We start from the raw sequence: 18,964 nt of genomic DNA on the forward strand, positions 1-18,964 counted from the left end.
GATTTTTCAAAGGCTTTGTTTTAAAATTCAATTTTTATCTTCTTATTCAATACAGGATGAGAGATTATAAATGGATCTCTTCTATTCTTTTTTTCAACAAAACCAAACCTTCCACTATTGCCTTTCAACTTAAGATACTCATTGGGGACAAAAAAATATGGGATTAAACTGTCCTTTATTTGTATGACATTTTGCTTGTACTTGAGCTTTATTTCGGTTATGCTAACCTCTTTTTGTTGAGTATTTTCTCCCAAATCAATTCTAAAACTAACAGGTACAACTCGCTCAGGTAATTCAAACCGTATTTCTTGAAATAAAGAATCTCCCAACACTTTTTGTCTTATTTTTTTGTCTGAATGAAACGAATTTACAGATTGTTCTTCTATAAAATACAACTCAAGTACATCATCCTTTTCAATTTTCAACCTTAAGGAGATTTCAAAACTATTGCCCAATTCTTGATTTATAAACCTATCCACGCATGAAGTTGTCTCCCAATTTTTATTAAAGGAACAAGCCGTCACAGAAAAGGAAATAAATATGAGAACCTTGAAATTCATTTCAGCAATTTATGCGGTGATAAGTACTACTCTGGTTTCATTCTTGGGTTATTTTAGACTGCAGAAGTTTACTTCTACTATTTCTTATAAGTAAAAAAGAGAGCATCATTGCAAGGTCGGAATACGCATTGGTCATAAACAAATACATAAGAAACACTAGAGAAAGCAACAAAGCTGATTCCTTTTTCAAGTTTAAGGATTTTATTAGAGTGAAAGCCAAAAATATCACTATTAAAAGACCTAATAACCCCAAATCATTGTATGTCCATATTAGCTGAGAAAAATGCTTTGTTTGCTTAAATTTTCCAGTGAAAATATCGAAGTAGTCATAGGGGCCATTTCCCATAACCTTTAAATCCTTTTTAGCTGCGTAGACGACCACAATTTGTGGCCTCTTTGCATATGTTTTATCAAAGGCTATTTGAGACTCTTGAGGGGTGTATTTATTCTTAAAAAAATAATATTGTCCATCTATTTCTGGGATGAGAAGTGCAGTGTTGAATAATAGATATCCTACAAATACCATTATAAACATTCCTATAAAGTTTATTTTTTTGTACAACCAGATTAAAAGATAGTACCCCAGTATCATAATCAAAACAAGCTTGGTAAGGTTAGACTCCATAATAAATATGGTCAAAGCTAGATAGCCAATTAAGAACCACTCATAACTTCGTAAGGGGCTGAACTTGCGTTTATAAACCAAATTAAGCATATATATTAAAAGAAAAAATCCCAAGGAATGGTCCCCTTTTATAAAAAATGAACCGAACATAAAATCATATTCTCCAATACCTTGATTTGAATTGTTCAACAAAATTAGAAAGTCGTAGCCAAATTTCTGAAGTAAAATTATGGGCAATTGTATAAGCACAACAAATTCAAAAAATTTGTTCAAAAAACCATGAATCTTGATGCTTCTTCTTTCAAAAATCTTGAAAATATAAAATACACTGAACGGCATTATTGGAAATATACAATAAAGCAGCGTTCTGGACATCCCTTTATCATGAATTATTCCTGTAATTACAATTATCAGGAGATAGGCAAAACACCATATGAAAATACGATCAAAAAAGAATGTTTTGGTCGCTATTATATGTGCAAAAACCAAAAAGATAAACAATATCAAGATTAGAAGAGTAAGTGCCGTATTCGGTATTCCGAAAAAATACTGAATTGTACCACCAAACAGAAAAACCAAAAACAAAAGGCCTATGAAAACGACTTTAAAGAATATGTTCAGTTTTAAATTCATTATGTAACAAAACTAAAGTTTCATTATTCTAATAATTTTCAATTCTTTTCGTGCATGCCACAAGGTTAGAAGTAGAATAACTAAAAATATTAAGATACGCACTAGGATATTGTCGAAATTCGTAAAATAAAATACGGCCAGGGATATTAGAAAGAAAAGTGCTGGAACCACTATCAAAATTACCGTTGAATACGCAATAGATACAAATTTTTTGTAGGCCCTGCTCAAACCTAAAACCAAAATAAGTTTAGTAATTAGGGTTGCGCCCGAAGCCCCCACCATCCCATATTTTATAATCAAAAAATAATTCAAAATCATGTTCAGAATAGCGGCCGATATTGTAAATAGGGGTAAAACCCTACTTCCGTTTTTCTCTATGTTGTAGAAGAGTGGGGCAGAGAAAAAATAATAGACGCCGTGATACACAAAAGCAAATGAAATGAATGGCAAAACCAACCAAGCATCGTGATATTCTTCGGGAGTTACCCAAGCGATTACTTCCTTACCAAAAAACGATATCCCTAAAGCCACTAGACAATAGCACAACACCAATAGCTCCGCAACCCTCGGTATTTTTTCATGGTTGTTCATTTTCACTAGCCCATTGAACCATGGCACAAACGCTTGGTTCACTCCTGATGAAATAAGAAAGATTATACCGCCAAAAGTACTCCCTAAAGTGTAGATGCCCGTTATGGATGTAGACAAAAGGTGATTAATAAATAATCGGTCTATGATTGCGGTAGCAACCCCTGAAAGCGAATGCGGTACAAGTGGCAGTGAATAATTTAATGCTTGTTTTAAGAAGAATTTATCAACACCAAATGAAAATTCATTTCTATAACGAACTACAGTAAGTGCACAAAAGATAATGTTTGTTAAACTTAATGCTCCGATTACCCCCTTTGCACCGAGTCTTAGAACGACTACACCAATGAGAATAAAAGTAAGATTGGTCAGGAAAAAGAATAGATTGTTCTTGCCGTATTCCTTGCCTCGCTGCTTCGCCTGAAGAATAGTTTGGTATATCGCAAAAATTGGATTAAAAAGTACGGAAACCATGCCCAAAAGCATGTACGGAAAAAATGTTACGTTATCAAGGAAAGGATCTAATAAATACTGGTGCCCGACACCCAATATCACTGATAAGGAAATACTTATCAGGATGACGAAAGTGATAATTGTGCCAAAAAATCGCTTTATCTTTTCTTTATCATCCTTGTACTCATAGTAAAACCTATTTGCACTGCCATTGAGCGATAAGGTATACAAAATGCTCAGGAAAGCACTGATTGCAGTGACAACGGCAACGATTCCATAATCGAAAGGGGTAAGATAAATGGTCAAAATCGGGACCATCAAAAAGTTGATCCCCTTTTGGAGGAGAGCCAACAAGCTATATATACTTGAATTTTGAAGGATTTTACTATTTCTCATCCACTTGATTGATAGTCTCAAAAACCATGTCTACAATTTTATTCGTGGACTGTCCGTAAAAATCGGAATTAACCGCAGCATTATAAAATGCTGCCCTATTTCTTATATCTGGTTTTGCCAATCTCAGTTGTGCGATTTTCAATTTTAATTCATCTATGTTTTTACAAAAATCTACAAGTCCGTTTCTGACGTATCCATAATAATCCAAAGCTTCACCCCGTTCAAAATTGTAGTACAGAGGGTATACGTTGAGCAAAGCCGCCTCCAAGTGAATCGAAGAATCTGCACAAATAATCCCATCCGTTCTTGCTAAAAATTGAAATGCATTTTCACGGGATGGATCTGATAGTGAATAGCTGGCAAACTGGGATAAATCCCGTTGGTCACCAGGGTGTGGCCTAATTATTACTTCCAGATTTGGATATTCTGCCTTTAACCATTCAACCAGCTTATTAATAACCTCTAAATCATCTAAAAGATTAAAAGGTATACCTACGGTGGTTAACTTTTCATTATTGTTAACGTGATTGATATATTTATCAAACTTTGGCATGCCGACCAAAATGACTTCTGAATCGATTTGGCCACATTTTTTATACTTTACCAAGGCATCTTCACCTTCTAGGAACGCATAGCTAAACTCTAAAGGCGGAAAGTACTCCGATACCGATGCGTGCTGCACATAATAGGTTTTTATGCTCAGTTTCTTAGCTGCCAACAACATGGCCCGAGCAATAATAAGATGATCGTTTGAAAATAGAATTGCTTTGGGCCTACTTTTTTTTAACAACCGCAAACACTCTTCGTATGAGCCATTGACCGCCAGCAACAGGTCATAATGCTCAATCGCCCTTTGTCGATTCTTCAAACTATAAAGGAATAGGGCAAATGGATAGATTAGATGGTAAAAGAACTTTAGCGGCAAATTGAAATATAGTGTGCCTGAATTAATTGTGGATCTAAACCTAAAAAAAGAAACAAACACCGAGCCTGGAATCCTTTCTTGAATATCTTTAAGAGCCACATAGTTATTTTGGGTCAAAGCCAAAAACCAAACTTGAGACTTCTCAAACTTCGTATTTCTAAAAATTCTTAAAAAGTCAGCGACTAGGTCTTTGGCAATTAGACGAAGCTTTAGTTTTCTTGCCTTTGGTGAATATCGGTTTCTATGACTATCAGGAACTATTTCTAAAATTCCGCTTGCCCATAAGTAAATTATATTGTTCCACCTTTCAAAAAGATTCATTGTCTTCAATAACTTTAGATGAAACTTCCGTTCTTATCTTTTCATCACAGGATGAAACAACAATTATTCTTGAAATTCTTCAATTAAATCCGAATGTAGCGGGGTTCCCTTTTTAAATGCCCCGTTAAATGTTTTCCCCAATACTGTTTCATAGTATTTTGGGTGCATGCCAAAACCAGGGCGAATCGAACGAATGTTTTCTTGAGTCACTATCTCTCCTTTTTTAACATCTGTAACAACAAAAAGAGACCTTGAAAATTCTCTGCTCTTTTTCTTTTTCCTAGTCATTTCATAATCTACTTTACCCATCATTTTTTCTGCCAATCGTACAGCATCGACCATCTGTTTAAACTCATTTTCATCCAAGGAAAAGTGGGCGTCTGGCCCGCCGACCGACTTATCCAAAATAAAATGCTTTTCAATTACTTTAGCTCCCATTGCTGCAGCGATCATTGGTGCTTCAATCCCCAAGGTATGATCCGACAAACCTGAATTAACACCAAATCGTTCTACTATATCTGGAATTGTAAGCAAATTTGTGTCTTCCAATGATGCCGGGTAAGCAGAAGTACACTTTAGAATTGTAACATTTTCATTTCCAGCTTCTTTACAGGTTTGAATTGCTAATTCAATATCCTCGATTGTTGCAATACCTGTTGAAATTATAATTGGTTTGTTCTTGGCAGCTATATATTTTATCAATGGAATGTCTGTTATTTCGAACGAAGCTACTTTGTAAATTGGAGTGTTTAGTTCTTCTAAAAAATCCACTGCCGAAAAATCAAATGGAGATGAAAAGCAAACAAGTCCCTGCTGTTTTGCTAAATCAAATAATTCTTTATGCCATTCCCATGGAGTAAAAGCTTTTAAGTAAAGATCATAAAGATATTGCCCATCCCAGGTGGTTCCTTTGTCTATTATAAAATAATCATTTTTGACATCCATTGTCATCGTATCAGCAGTATAAGTTTGCAATTTAATTGCATCTGCTCCCGCCCTTTTAGCTGCTCTTATTGTTTCCTTTGCCACCTCTATGCTTCCACCATGATTGGCTGAAAGTTCTGCAATAATAAAACATTTATCTTCTATAAAACTCTTCATTTTTTGTGATTTAATGATAATATCGATTAAGCAATCAATCTAATAATCATAAATGATTCAACTAAATTTTTACCCACGGTTATTCCTCGTTGCTTTGCCAAAATAGTTAAGGCTTCTGGCGATCTGGGATGCGGAAAATCTCTTTTTTCAAATTCGTAACTTTGCATGCCATCTATCTTAGCTCTTAAATTTTCTTCGAATATTTCAATATAGAAATTCGGAATGAATTGTTTTGGATCAGAGGAGGCCCTCCATTCTGTGCCAGATGGTGTTTCGAAGGTAATAATAGTATGCACACTTTCATGTTCCATAGGTCTGGCAGCGGTAATTACCGCCTCAAAAGTCCGTTGATGGTCTATATTAACATCTCCTCCATGATGGGTAAATATTATTTCAGGATTAAAGTTCTCTTTTTCTGCCTCTACAACTTTAATTATATCCAAAAGATCCACTCCATCAAATCTATTATCGGGAAAATCATATACTCCAACAGATTCATAACCAATAATTTTTCGAGCGGCTTCTATATTTTCTTTATGTCTTTTCAATTTCAATTTCCATTCTTCTAAATCTCTTTTTTCTCCTCTTGAAGTGATTCCTTCTCCTAAAATGACCGTTCTAATTTTACAATTATAACTATGAATTAATCTATGCATACTAGAACCTAGCCCTAATAATTCATCATCTGGATGTGCAACTACAACCAGAATTTTTTTATTTCTTAATGATTCTAACATCTGCTATTATTTTTTCGCCAGTTTTTAACGACGCCCTTGTAAATTCGTATTTAAAAAATTCTGTCTCCAAGTATGCATTTGGATAGCCATCTGCATCTAACATTCTGATTTGATCATATAATGCTTCAATGGTATCTAGTTTCGTATCAATTTTGCTCATTTCAGGAGTTCTTCTTTTAAAAAAGAAAGGAACCCCTTGTTGGTCCTTTGGTTGAAGACCATGAGCTATAATCTCAAAAATCATATTTTCAACAATTGTATTGGCTCTTATGAAAATCTCTTCAGCTGTACCTAATAAGTTCATTTTTTTCTTTAAGAAGATGGGGCCTGCATCAATCTCCTGCACAACTTTTAATGCGGATATCTTTGTAGATTTTTTTCCTTGAACAATTAAGTTTTGCAATGGACTGCCCCCTCTGCCATAAGGCAGGTCTGTCATATGGAAAACAATACATTCATATTTGGTGAAAATTTCTTGGGGAATTATGTAAGACCAATGCGGTATAAAAACCGTATGTGGTTTAATTTTTTCTAGATTCTGCAACAAGAAATCCTTCCTGTCAATTATCTCCACGAAATTATAATGCGGAAATTTTCTTTTTAATGAAAAAACCAATTCTGCATTCCACTTTTGTGATGATAAGATTACGTACGTTTTAGCAACAAGTCTATATTCATAGATTATGTAACGTAATTCATTTATTACTTCGCTACCAACTTCCATAAAAGAACTTTTAAGAAAAGTCTTGCTTGAGGCTATATTGTCTTCCTGAACCAAACCTCGTAGAATGGCCGTACTTTCTTCGTGTTGATAGAACTTAGTAATTCCTAACTGAATTATTTTACTTCCATATCCTTTCCCCCTATAGTTCTCATCAATGGAGTAGTCTATTTCGAAAAGATTTTCATTTATTCTGTCAAATCTTATTTGTCCAATACTAACTGTCTCATCCTCTAAAATAAAAATATGACTATTTGCAGCATTCATCTTCTTTTTAAACCAAACTTGATGATGCTCCCATTTAATTTCTTGTTTATTAAGAGCATTTTTCCTTACTGTAAAATTATTGGCCCAGTCAAACAGGAGTTTAAGGTCATTCTTATGTAAGTCTCTTAAAGTTATCATCAGTTACACTATCTTTTCTATTAATAATTGAAAACGCGATTTCTGTTTGCCATCAAAAAAAAACTTTTGTTTATCTAATTTTTGTTGATGCCTGAATAAGGGGTCATTCAAAACAGATTGGATAAGTGTTTTGTAATCTAAATCCGATAATTGGGTAAAATCACCTGCTGGGTAAATAATATCATTAGCCACAAGTCCATTATAGATATTCTTCTGATTATCTACATAATAACCTCCAATTATTGCCAATTTCACAGCACAAGCCTCGTAACAAATAGTGCTTGTCGGTAAAATGGCCAATTGACATTCTTCCATCAAATTTAATATCTCTGCTTCTGCAAGATTTCGATGAATTTTAACTTTACCTTGGTCATTGGCCACAGTATTAAATATTTCAATATGTTTGTATGCCTCTCCTAACACAGCATGAATGCGTTCAATCGAATCAACCTGCAAGGCTCCTTTAACACATATATTGGTTAGATTAAAAAAATCGGATCCTCCAAAACAAACAAAGAGGCTATTAATCACCTTAGCATGTTTTCTTTTCTTTGCCCGCTCCAAAAACAAAGGTCTTAAAATTGTATATTCTGTTCCCAATGCAAAAATAGTACTGGATTTTGACTTATAATTCTTTTCTGTAATGCCAACAGAATGATTAACAACAATATCAGCATACATTTCTTCCTTGACCAAATCATCAATATACATTAAATTAAAGCCTGCCTCCGTTATTAATCTTTGATACCCACTATCAAAGTGATATCCATCAGCAACTATTATGTGTTCCGAGGAATTAAATCGATTCGAGAGCCATTCGGGTTCATCTTTAATTGATATGGATTCAGGTATGAGATTTAAATTATATTCTTTAGGAACAACCCTCCAAGAAGAGGATGCCTGGGTTACAAAACAATATTCGAAATGACTTTTATAGACCTCAACCAAGGCAAATAAGCGGTATAAATGCCCCAACCCGGTCTCTGAATTGCCATCGGCCCTAAAAAGGATTCTCTTTTTTGTCATCCGTTATCATGTAATGTCGAAAACCTTAAAAGTGTATCGGTATTGAGTCAATTAATCAACTTGGCAGATGGCCAGAGTCTTTTACTTTTTAAGCAAAAACCAAGTGATGTCATCTTGTGGAAAATTGATATCCTTCCGATATGAAAATCCATAATCAGCCAATTGCAAAGAAGGATATTTGGCCATCATTTCCCCTGCAAAATCTCTTTTGAACAATCGATCTTTATGCCCTCGATAATTAATGGTTACAGGGGATGGATTATAATATTCTGCAATAAGGATATGCTTTTTGGAGGCTGCATACAACTTTTCATAAACGACATCCAACATCTCGGGGTTAATGTGTATCAAAACACCTTTGATCATGGCCACATCAAATTTTTCCTCCGAGGTGAAATCGAAAATAGATTGGTTGAAAACATTAGCATCGCCTATTGTTTTCTTTAATTGATCGGCCGCTTTTTTATTGATTTCTATTCCTTTTAATAGGCTGTCGGGAAACAATAATTTTAAAGCTTTTAGATTCATTCCGATGTTAGCTCCGAATTCAAGTATCGAAGCCGGTTTTTGCACCTGTTTTAGACATAGGTTGAAGAAATTCAAATTCGACGCCAGCAAATGCTTTCCCTGATTTCTTTCAATGTATTCTTCTCCAAATTCTCCTGCCCAAAACTCTTCTTGGGGTGTTTTAAACTTCTCATTCATTTTGCCTAATTTATTTATTTTTCAATTTATACTTTAGTTCTGCCAGTTTCCAATCGGTGGCGTTGTCTATATCCTGTGCCATGAGTTCGTTGGTCTCTATATAACCGCTATTGTCCGCCCAAAGTTTTTTATGCCTTTTTAAAGCCTCTATTTTGAACCAATAAAACTGGCCTGCATCATGGAAAGAGGCTTCCAAATCTTGAGATCTAGTGTTTATGTGCTCGGGGCTGAACATTCGTATCTTGCCCGTTTTATCATCAACACATAGAGCTCTTTGAACGGGAAAGCTAAATCGAACTATCGGGAAAACAGTATCAAATTTCCCAAAAATCATCTGTTCATAGCCTTTGGCCAGAACATCTTTTGTCACAAAAGGAGCTGTTGGATAGATGCAACAACCGTATTCAAAAATGGCTTCAGCTTTTTCATAGGTCTCGATTACCTCCAATAGTACATCAACGGTGGTCGAAAAATCATTAGCATTCCTTTCACTTCTTAAAAATGGCACTTTGGCTCCATACCTTTTTGCAACATCTGCTATCTCAGCGTCATCGGTGGAAACCATTACTGCTTCAAAAAGGTTCGATTCCAAGGCAGCCTCTATGGAATATGCGATTATCGGTTTCCCAAAAAACGGTTTGATATTTTTTCTAGGAATACGCTTGCTTCCTCCACGAGCTGGTATTATTGCTACTCTAGCCATTGACAAAATATAACGTTTTTTCGATTACAAAACGTTGCTCTTCTTCGGTCAACGTTGGGTACATGGGTAAGCTAAGACATTTTAAATAGTAATTTTCTGCGTTTTTTAAATCTGCATTTCCATATCCTATTTTTTTGTAATAGGGTAAAGTATGCACTGGGATATAATGTACTTGCGTAAATATTTTCTGCGTTCTCAAAAAATCATAAAGCCCTTTTCGATCGTTTACTTCGATTATAAATAAATGATGCGCGTTCAATACCCCCTCTGGGAGGTACTGGTACTTAATCTTGCCGTTAAATGCCTTTTTGTACCTATCGGCTATTTTATTTCTTTTTTTAACCCCTTCAATATTCTTGGCAAGCTGTGTAATCCCTAAAGCTGCTTGTATATCTGTCAATCTATAATTGAATCCTAATTCCTGCATTTCGTAATACCAACCGCCATGGTTCTGGATCATGTTTTCTTTCGTAATACCATGGGTCCGTAGGCGTATTAATTTCTCATACAATTGCTTAGAATTTGTGGTCACCATTCCGCCCTCCCCACATGCAATATGCTTTACGGGATGAAATGAAAAAATACCTAAATCAGCATATTCTGCGTTACCACACATTTGCTTAATTCCTTTAGAATTATAAAAATACCCTCCAGGTGCATGACAGGCATCCTCTATCATCCAAAGGTCATGTTCAAAGGCAAGCGTTCTAAAATCTTCCAAATTCACGGGCAGGCCACCAAAGTCAACAGGAATAATTCCTTTAAAAAAGCCGTTGGGTTTACTTTCGATAAGTCTTCGGGTACTTTCCAAAGAAAGGACATAACTATCTCTATCAATATCGGCAAACCAAACTTCGCCCCCTGCATAACGCACACAATTTGCGGAAGCAGCAAAGGTAATAGGTGTGGTAATTACACGTTCGCCAGGTTTTAGGCCTAGTGCCATGACACCTATATGTAAACCTGCGGTCGCATTGCTTACAGCTACTGCATATTCACTTCCTACATATGAGGAAAACCTCTCTTCAAATTCTTGAATTTTTGGTCCTTGGGTTAAAAAATCTCCCGTAAGGGTTTTGACAACCGCATCTATATCGCTTTGATCGATGGCTTGCTTTCCGTAAGGTATTACTTTCATTTGGCTAAAAATTGGGGTCCACGTGTTTTTTTATAAGCTTCCTTAGGCTATCTACGGTTTCCCATTCTTCATTTTCGCCAGAATTATAGCTGAAGTTGGGTGCTACTGGCTGTGCCTTGAACTCCTTTTTAAAATCTTCTGTTTTCCAATTAGGCGTAGCTGGTAAGATTGTATAATATTTGCCTAAATCATATGTGTAAAACGAATCAGATGGCGTTATCATCTCCTCATGTATTTTTTCACCTGGTCGAATGCCAACTATTGGCTTTTTAGCTTCAGGGGCGATGGCTTGAGCAACATCCAAAATTTTATACGAAGGGATTTTAGGTACAAATATTTCTCCTCCCCAGGCGTATTCCATCGCATGCATTACCATATCAACACCACCTTGAAGGGAAATATTGAACCTGGTCATATCTGGATCTGTTATCGGTAAACTTCCTTCTTTTCTTTTGTTTATAAAAAAAGGAATGACCGAGCCATTAGATCCCATTACATTCCCATACCTCACTACCGAAAAGCGTATGGGATTATCCCCTTTAATATTATTAGCTGCCACAAAAAGCTTGTCCGAAGTTAGTTTAGTCGCTCCGTATAAATTTATAGGGGCGCACGCCTTATCGGTCGAGAGCGCAACTACTCTTTGAACATTGGTTTCAAAACAAGCATCAACCACATTTTGAGCACCTCCAATATTTGTTTTAATGCATTCTTCGGGGTTGTATTCCGCTAAATGAACATGCTTCATGGCGGCTGCATGAATAACGTAATCAACCCCCTGAAAAGCACGTTTCAATCTGGGCTTATCACGTACATCTCCAATAAAAAATCGCAACTGGGGAAACTCAATAGACGTAAACTCTTGTGCCATCTGAAACTGCTTCTGCTCATCCCTAGAAAAAATAATCAATCTTCTTATTCCTGGGTAATTGGATAAAATATGGGTGGTCAAAGCCTTTCCCAAGGACCCAGTTCCTCCTGTTATTAATAGTGATTTTCCTTTAAAATCCATATCATTTCTTGTAATTAAAATCTTTATGCTGGTTTTCTTTTAACAAAACTACCATTAATTATATCGGCCGTCAAGTTTTGAAAATTTTAGTCCAGCACCTATTTCCTCCTATTTTCGGTTCAAATACCCTGTTCTATTCAAAATTTTCTAGGTTTCTTTCAACTATGCCATATACAATGATGTCAGGATTAATATCTTCTAACCATGCTTTTTTAAGTTGAATACTACTGATCAACACCGTTTTTCTAAAATGAAGTGGTATGAATTTAATAAGCTCTTTTGAATAGGAATCTCCAAAAAATACCGCAGTTTTTAGATTATCGGATTTGAGATTCTCTATTAATAATGTGCCCTTGCCATATGCGCTTTCAGTACTTTTAAAATGTGGCTCCCGAGGCGGATGTTTAATATAAGTGTCGGTAAAAAACTCAAAGCTATTATCAATTCCCAATATGGGCAATAAATCGCCTCCTTTATAGTTTTCAACCTCAATCAATTTGAATTCCTTTCTTGGCAAGGGGGGTGAAATCATACTATCGTATTCCGATATCATTTTTAGTATATGGAAATACGCATAATAAGCGCCATTCGCATTCCAGTGTGAATCGTTTTTTAAGTACAATTGATGGTTGTCTTTGGATGCCATCAACGTGTCTCTGTGGTCGACATTTAAAACTTTATTCTTATTTAAGAAGGCATAAAATTGATTTATTCGTTCGTTGGTATCCTTTTTTATTTTTCCAATCCTTTTTGGTATTTTATCCTCATATATCGTATGTTTATTGGGATAGACTGTAGCAAGAAAGAACTTATTCTTTTGTAGACAAAAATTCTTCATCTCCAAGATACTATTTCCATATGTCCCTAAATCTTCCTTAGAGAATGGGTTTTTGTTTAAATAGGAGTTTTTTATAATATCACTTTTCCAATAAAATAGCCAATCTTCGTTCCCTACGATTACATTATTCGAATTGGGTGTTGAATTAAAAAGTTTGATTTTGAGCATTGCCCCAATCGATACCATTCTTTTACGAAATCCGAAGTTATCATTATAGTAGTTTTCGAACTCTTTAGGATATTCATCATAATTCTCAACTGTAAGTTCCGGCTTTTTTTGAAGGTCTCTTTTTTCTGAAATGGCTATAGTATCAAGATTGAAATATTCGTCCATGTGAGGAAGTATCAGTAGTAACATAAATGCGAAGACAAATATGAAATCAATAGAAACAAGGATGCTTTTTTTCTTCGAATAAAACAAAAGAGCAATAATGACACTAAAAGCCAATACCGCTGAAAGTAGAATATTCAAAGTTACCCTACTATAATTGGGTTTTTCCTTTAAACAATTAATTAGTTTTTCAAGATCACGGGAAAGCAAAAATGGATTAGAAAGACCCTCTATGGTTTTTCTAGAAAATCTATTTTCACGTTTTTCCGAATAACGGTTTATCCTAAAAAATTCTGTTATTAGGTTAGAACTAATTATCTCTTTGTTCCCATTGTAAGCAAAGGTTATTTCATTAATTAGCACATCCGATTTTCGCCCCCTGTTTCCATAATCAAACCTGAAATGTGAAACGTTGAGTGAATCAGGTATATCGAATTTCAACTTTTGAACTTCTTCAGAAGCTTCAATTTTAATCTTTTGTGATAGACTTTCGTTTAACTTGCCATCTACCTCACGATAATAAAGTTGAAAAATGTCTTCTTCTGTACTAATAACTTCAATGTATACTTTTAACTTTTTGGGCTGATAATTAATTACAATATATTTTGCATTAAAAACAAAAAGTATAACAAACAAAAAGCAAAATAGGATGCTGTACAAAGTAATTTTTTTCATCTAAAATCTGAAATAAATAAATGGGTTATAATTACTTTCCGCTAATTCAAGTATTGTAAAGAAGAACAGGAACAGTACAATAGGATACACAATAATTCTTTGTTTTGATTTTGAAATATGATTGGAAACAAGGTTAGAGAAATAGTTCTTTATAGGGGTCGAAAATGCAAGGGCCAGTACTAAAACAAAAACAAAATATAAATTCAGATATTGAAAGACAAGCTCATTACCCATAGTGCTGGTGATAAACATTCCTTTCATATAAACCATTGCCTCTTCGAGCGTTTCCGCTCTAAACAACACCCAACCGAACAAGACGACGAGTAACGTATAGACATGGGATACTAATTTAGGTGCCTTGGAAAGAAAATTTCCCAAAAACAATCTTTCAAGAATCAAAAAGAAACCATGATATAAGCCCCAAATTACAAAATTCCAGCTGGCACCATGCCATAGGCCCGTTATAAAAAAGACTATAATCAAATTAATATAAGTTCTTGACACTCCCTTTCTATTTCCTCCAAGGGGTATATATAGGTAATCTCGAAACCAACTTGACAGCGAGATGTGCCATCTTCTCCAAAATTCCTGGATAGATTGACTAATATAGGGGTAGTCAAAGTTTTCTAAAAAGTCAAACCCGAACATTTTGCCCAACCCTATGGCCATGTCGGAATATCCCGAGAAATCGAAATAAATCTGAAAGGCATAACAGACAACACCTATCCATAAAGAGAGCAAGCCCACTTCATGGCTATTATTAAAAACGAAATCGGCAATAAAGCCCATTTGGTTAGCAATAATGACCTTCTTGAACAAACCGATTATGAACCTTTTAGTTCCTTGTTGAAATTGTGCGGTATTAAACCGTCTTATGGCCTCTATTTGTTTTGAAACATCAATATACCGAACAATGGGGCCGGCAATCAATTGTGGGAACATTGAGATATATAAGGCTAGTGATATCAGGTTTTTTTGGGCTTTGACCCTCCGATAATAAACATCAATGAGATAAGACATCCCTTGAAAGGTGAAAAACGAAATGCCTATGGGAAGAATTATTTCTGCCAAGCTTGATATTCTCAAAAGCCCTAAGTTGTTAAAGCTATTGATGAAAAAATCAATGTACTTGAAATAGCCCAATACCAAAATATTAATAGAAACAAAGAAAAATAATGAAATTCTGGTCCATTTTTTTCTTCCGGTTTCTTCCATATGTTCGATAGACAGTCCGCCCAAATAGTTAACGGCTATTGAAAAAATCATTAGCATAACAAGCTCCTGTTCACCCCATGCATAGAAGAACAAACTGGAGACGGTTAGAAATATATTCCGGAACTTAGTGCTGACAAGGTAATACCCCAAAAGTACCAATGGCAAAAAAATAAAAAGAAAGGTGACGGAGCTAAAAACCATGGTATGCTATTGCAATTTTTTTAATATGGCGTTGACCTTACTAGCATTCTTAATTTCTAAATCTTTGCAGTCGATAAAAGAAAAATCCAGGTCTCCACGAATCTTTTCAACGTGTTCAATAAAGCTAGCCATGCTCTTTCCCTCTGGGAACCAAAACTTTTCTCGCTATAGGTGTGCATTTCGTAATATGGGTAAATTAAGGTCTTTGACAGATAGCCTTATTTCATTCGGTGATAATTTCCAATCGATGCCCAAGGCGGGGTCATTAAACAATATTCCCCTTTCGGATTCCTTATTATAATAATTATCACATTTATAGAAAAACTCAGCTTTATTGCTTAAAACAGAAAAGCCATGGGCAAATCCTCTCGGAATAAAAAGTTGTTTTTTGTTTTTAGAACTGAGTTCGACAGAAATATGCTCTCCAAATGTTGGCGAATCCTTTCTTAGGTCTACTGCTACATCGAGGACTCTACCCTGTAAAACCCGGACTAGCTTGGCTTGAGAATATTTCCCAATTTGATAATGTAGGGCACGTACAACACCTTTTATGGAGTATGATTGATTGTCCTGCACAAAATGGATGGTTCTACCAATACTTTTATTAAACCTATCTTGGTTGAAGGGTTCCATGAAATAGCCACGTTCATCTTCGAAAACTTTAGGCTCCAAAACAAAACATCCCTTAAATTTGGTTTGAGTTACCTTCATTGATTCCTCCTTAGGATTCCCAATAAATTTTTACCATAACCGCTTTTCATTAGGGGTTCTGCCAGACGTTTGAACTGGTCTTTGTTGATAAAGCCCATTTCATAGGCAGCGGCCTCAATAGCGCCTATTTTAAGGCCTTGTCGCTCTTCAATTACCTCAACAAATTGAGAGGCCTGCATCAAAGATTGGAAAGTTCCAGTATCTAACCAAGCGGTGCCTCTATCTAAGATGCTTACACTAAGTTTTTTTCGCTCAAGGTATGCTTTGTTAACATCGGTAATTTCCAACTCTCCTCGATTACTTGGCGGTATATTCTTGGCTATTTCAACAACATCGTTATCATAAAAATAGATTCCTGGAACGGCGTAATTCGACTTGGGACGTTCAGGTTTTTCCTCAATACTAATAGCCTTGCCTTTTTCATTGAATTCTACCACTCCATAGCGTTCAGGGTCATATACGCGATATGCATAAATAATACCTCCATCAGGGTCATTGTTGGACTGCAACAGTTTTGCCAGCCCAGATCCATAGAAGATATTATCGCCCAGGATTAGGGCCACTTTGTCGTCCCCAATAAAGTCAGCGCCGATAATAAACGCTTCTGCCAGTCCATTGGGAGCCTCTTGAACAGCATAAGAAAAACTACATCCATATTTTTCACCATTCCCCAGAAGTTCCTTGAAAAGTGGCAGGTCCTTTGGGGTAGAAATAATTAAAATTTCCCGAATATCAGCATACATGAGGGTCGACAAGGGGTAATAAATCATGGGTTTATCGTAAATAGGCATTAACTGCTTACTTACCGAAAGTGTTAAGGGATGTAGTCGAGTTCCCGAGCCTCCCGCGAGTATAATTCCCTTCATTTATCTAAACTTTGGCGTACATTTTCTGATAATATTCCTGATAATCCCCCGAAGTCACATTGTTAAGCCATTCTTTGTTTTGGAGGTACCAGTCAATAGTGCGGTCAAGCCCCTGCTCAAATGTTACCGAGGGCTCCCAACCCAGTTCCTTGTTAATCTTGCTCGCATCAATTGCGTAACGTAAATCATGCCCGGGACGGTCATTGACATAGGCAATCAACTTTTCGGAAAAACCTTTGGGTCGACCTAATTTCTGATCCATAAGCCTACACAATAGCCTAACCAAATCGATATTTTTCCATTCATTAAAACCCCCTATGTTATATGTTTCGTGATTTTTTCCTTTATGAAATACCAAATCAATGGCTCTAGCATGATCCTCCACGAACAACCAATCCCTAGTGTTTTCTCCATCCCCATAAACAGGAAGTGGTCTCTCTTCAATAATGTTGTTAATAAAAAGTGGAATGAGCTTTTCCGGAAAATGATTTGGCCCATAGTTATTGGAACAATTGGTTATTACATAGGGCAACCCATAGGTCTCTCCATATGCACGCACGAAATGGTCTGAACTTGCCTTTGAAGCTGAATACGGAGAATTGGGATCATAAGCAGTCGTTTCCAAAAACAGTCCTTCCGTACCTAGGGACCCATAGACTTCATCCGTACTGATATGGTAAAAGCGCTTATTTGCTTCTTCTCCTTTCCAGAAACTGCAAGCCGTATTCAGTAAGTTTACGGTACCTATAATATTGGTTTTTACAAATGCGAGTGGATCAGCAATTGATCGGTCTACATGAGATTCCGCTGCCAAATGGATGACCCCATCAAAATGGTACGAATCAAATATTTTATTAATATACCCGTCATCCACAATATCACCCTTTAAGAATGTATAGTTGGGTTCAGTATCTATATCCCTCAAATTTTCCAGGTTACCTGCGTAGGTCAGTGCATCAAGGTTAAAAATGTTGTAAGTAGGATAGTTCCTTACCAAACGGCGCACGACATGTGAGCCTATAAAACCTGCTCCCCCTGTTATCAATATATTCATTGTGACCTTTCTGTGTTTAAAACTTCTATTTCTGAGGCTTTTTTGTTAAGATATTTAATTACGGAGTAAATGAAGAACAGACAAACTAAAAGTGTAGGTAATAGCACAATATTCTTTCCAAAAAAAGCTTTCTGTACTTGCTGGGGCCTGCCAAAATTTATGATGCTAACCGTGCTTGTCTGTTCTTTGAGTTCGAGTCTTTTTCTTTCGTTATCTCGGATTAAATTGTTTTTTAACTCAAAAAGGCCCTTCATATCCAAGCTTTCTTCATTATCCAAAAATATTTTGCCCTCTCCAATGGGATTATCATTTTTCCCGATTTTTTCTGAGTAATTGGAGATTAGATTATCCAACTGTTTTATAACGGCTTCATTTTTTTTTATTCGCTCGTTGGCATTTTCATGATAAATATGAATTAGCTCCTTAAAATACGGATTGGAATTGATGTAATCCATTAGTTTTTTTGCACATTTTTGACCATAGACCGCATCTTTATAGAAAAAGCTTATTCGGTGATTGAGTGAACTGTTATTCAAGATTTCAGTGCGGACCACATCCGAAATAATGGCTGTATTCTCAAAATTCTGTAGGGTTTCCAGATATTTCATTTGATCCTCTAAGTTCTTACCTCCCTGTTTTACCTCTACAGGTTCTATTTCAACTTTAAACCCTTTAAGCCTGTCAAGTGATATTCCCAAGGATCGGAAAAAAGAGGTGTCCTGTGCTTTAATATTAGACTGGATTTCGTCAATCACACTATATAGGTAATTCTTGCTCTCCAAATTAGGTTTTACAATTACATCGGTCTTCATTCCTCTGGTTACAATTTGATTGAGCCCAAAACCTATTGCCACTCCCAAAACGACTAATCCGATTAAAATCAAGACGTTTTTCTTCAGATATAAAAACAGCCTAAGGAAGCTCCTAAAGACTCTGTCAAAACCTTTTCCCATCATCTGAAATAGTTGCCCCAAGTCTATTTCATCAGAAGAATTCTGGTTGTTATGTGATTGTTTATCCGCCAT

18 protein-coding genes are annotated in these 18,964 nt (G+C 35.8%); all 18 read right to left on the minus strand.

The window, feature by feature from the left end:
• Positions 1 to 20 precede the first annotated feature (20 nt).
• Positions 21 to 560, minus strand: coding sequence for a hypothetical protein (locus tag D7Z94_RS02685; protein ID WP_120709956.1), 540 nt, complete (start codon positions 558 to 560; stop codon positions 21 to 23).
• 37 nt (positions 561 to 597) lie between these two features.
• The gene (locus D7Z94_RS25525) at positions 598 to 1,095 is read right to left on the minus strand and encodes a hypothetical protein (RefSeq protein ID WP_147415816.1); all 498 of its coding nucleotides are present in this window, start codon (positions 1,093 to 1,095) and stop codon (positions 598 to 600) included.
• A 735-nt stretch (positions 1,096 to 1,830) separates the two neighbouring features.
• On the minus strand, positions 1,831 to 3,255 hold the full coding sequence (locus D7Z94_RS02695; RefSeq protein ID WP_120709958.1) for a lipopolysaccharide biosynthesis protein: 1,425 nt from the start codon (positions 3,253 to 3,255) through the stop codon (positions 1,831 to 1,833).
• Complete coding sequence (locus tag D7Z94_RS02700) at positions 3,245 to 4,123, minus strand: glycosyltransferase family protein (RefSeq protein ID WP_147415817.1); 879 nt, start codon at positions 4,121 to 4,123, stop codon at positions 3,245 to 3,247. Before D7Z94_RS02700 ends, D7Z94_RS02695 begins: the two co-directional genes overlap by 11 nt.
• A 441-nt stretch (positions 4,124 to 4,564) precedes the next feature.
• Positions 4,565 to 5,602: a pseudaminic acid synthase gene (pseI, locus tag D7Z94_RS02705; RefSeq protein ID WP_120709960.1), complete on the minus strand. Its 1,038-nt coding sequence runs from the start codon at positions 5,600 to 5,602 to the stop codon at positions 4,565 to 4,567.
• A gap of 26 nt (positions 5,603 to 5,628) precedes the next feature.
• The gene (locus D7Z94_RS02710) at positions 5,629 to 6,339 is read right to left on the minus strand and encodes a PIG-L deacetylase family protein (RefSeq protein ID WP_120709961.1); all 711 of its coding nucleotides are present in this window, start codon (positions 6,337 to 6,339) and stop codon (positions 5,629 to 5,631) included.
• A complete protein-coding gene (locus tag D7Z94_RS02715; RefSeq protein WP_120709962.1) occupies positions 6,317 to 7,465 on the minus strand; it encodes a GNAT family N-acetyltransferase in 1,149 nt (382 codons plus the stop codon). The genes D7Z94_RS02710 and D7Z94_RS02715 overlap by 23 nt, the downstream gene beginning before the upstream one ends.
• Before the next feature lie 3 nt (positions 7,466 to 7,468).
• Positions 7,469 to 8,491 carry a UDP-2,4-diacetamido-2,4,6-trideoxy-beta-L-altropyranose hydrolase gene (gene pseG / locus D7Z94_RS02720; RefSeq protein WP_120709963.1) on the minus strand — a complete coding sequence of 341 codons (1,023 nt, stop codon included), beginning with the start codon at positions 8,489 to 8,491 and terminating at the stop codon, positions 7,469 to 7,471.
• Between the two features lie 81 nt (positions 8,492 to 8,572).
• A complete protein-coding gene (locus D7Z94_RS02725; protein WP_120709964.1) occupies positions 8,573 to 9,196 on the minus strand; it encodes a pseudaminic acid biosynthesis-associated methylase in 624 nt (207 codons plus the stop codon).
• 10 nt (positions 9,197 to 9,206) lie between these two features.
• Entirely contained in the window at positions 9,207 to 9,899 is a 693-nt protein-coding gene (gene pseF, locus D7Z94_RS02730) for a pseudaminic acid cytidylyltransferase (protein WP_120709965.1), read from the minus strand.
• Positions 9,892 to 11,037 (minus strand): UDP-4-amino-4,6-dideoxy-N-acetyl-beta-L-altrosamine transaminase, encoded by a 1,146-nt coding sequence (gene pseC, locus D7Z94_RS02735; RefSeq protein ID WP_120709966.1) that lies wholly within the window; start codon positions 11,035 to 11,037, stop codon positions 9,892 to 9,894. Before pseC ends, pseF begins: the two co-directional genes overlap by 8 nt.
• 4 nt (positions 11,038 to 11,041) lie before the next feature.
• Positions 11,042 to 12,049 carry a UDP-N-acetylglucosamine 4,6-dehydratase (inverting) gene (gene pseB, locus D7Z94_RS02740; RefSeq protein WP_120709967.1) on the minus strand — a complete coding sequence of 336 codons (1,008 nt, stop codon included), beginning with the start codon at positions 12,047 to 12,049 and terminating at the stop codon, positions 11,042 to 11,044.
• A 133-nt stretch (positions 12,050 to 12,182) separates the two neighbouring features.
• Positions 12,183 to 13,892 (minus strand): alginate O-acetyltransferase AlgX-related protein, encoded by a 1,710-nt coding sequence (locus tag D7Z94_RS02745; protein ID WP_120709968.1) that lies wholly within the window; start codon positions 13,890 to 13,892, stop codon positions 12,183 to 12,185.
• Positions 13,893 to 15,308 (minus strand): MBOAT family O-acyltransferase, encoded by a 1,416-nt coding sequence (locus tag D7Z94_RS02750; protein WP_120709969.1) that lies wholly within the window; start codon positions 15,306 to 15,308, stop codon positions 13,893 to 13,895.
• A 165-nt stretch (positions 15,309 to 15,473) separates the two neighbouring features.
• Positions 15,474 to 16,019, minus strand: a complete 546-nt coding sequence (gene rfbC, locus D7Z94_RS02755; RefSeq protein ID WP_120709970.1) for a dTDP-4-dehydrorhamnose 3,5-epimerase — start codon at positions 16,017 to 16,019, stop codon at positions 15,474 to 15,476.
• Positions 16,016 to 16,885, minus strand: coding sequence for a glucose-1-phosphate thymidylyltransferase RfbA (gene rfbA / locus D7Z94_RS02760; protein WP_120709971.1), 870 nt, complete (start codon positions 16,883 to 16,885; stop codon positions 16,016 to 16,018). Before rfbA ends, rfbC begins: the two co-directional genes overlap by 4 nt.
• A gap of 4 nt (positions 16,886 to 16,889) precedes the next feature.
• Positions 16,890 to 17,939: a dTDP-glucose 4,6-dehydratase gene (rfbB, locus tag D7Z94_RS02765; RefSeq protein WP_120709972.1), complete on the minus strand. Its 1,050-nt coding sequence runs from the start codon at positions 17,937 to 17,939 to the stop codon at positions 16,890 to 16,892.
• Positions 17,936 to 18,964 carry a hypothetical protein gene (locus D7Z94_RS02770; protein ID WP_120709973.1) on the minus strand — a complete coding sequence of 343 codons (1,029 nt, stop codon included), beginning with the start codon at positions 18,962 to 18,964 and terminating at the stop codon, positions 17,936 to 17,938. The genes rfbB and D7Z94_RS02770 overlap by 4 nt, the downstream gene beginning before the upstream one ends.

Source organism: Ulvibacterium marinum, assembly GCF_003626755.1.
Taxonomy (GTDB): domain Bacteria; phylum Bacteroidota; class Bacteroidia; order Flavobacteriales; family Flavobacteriaceae; genus Ulvibacterium; species Ulvibacterium marinum.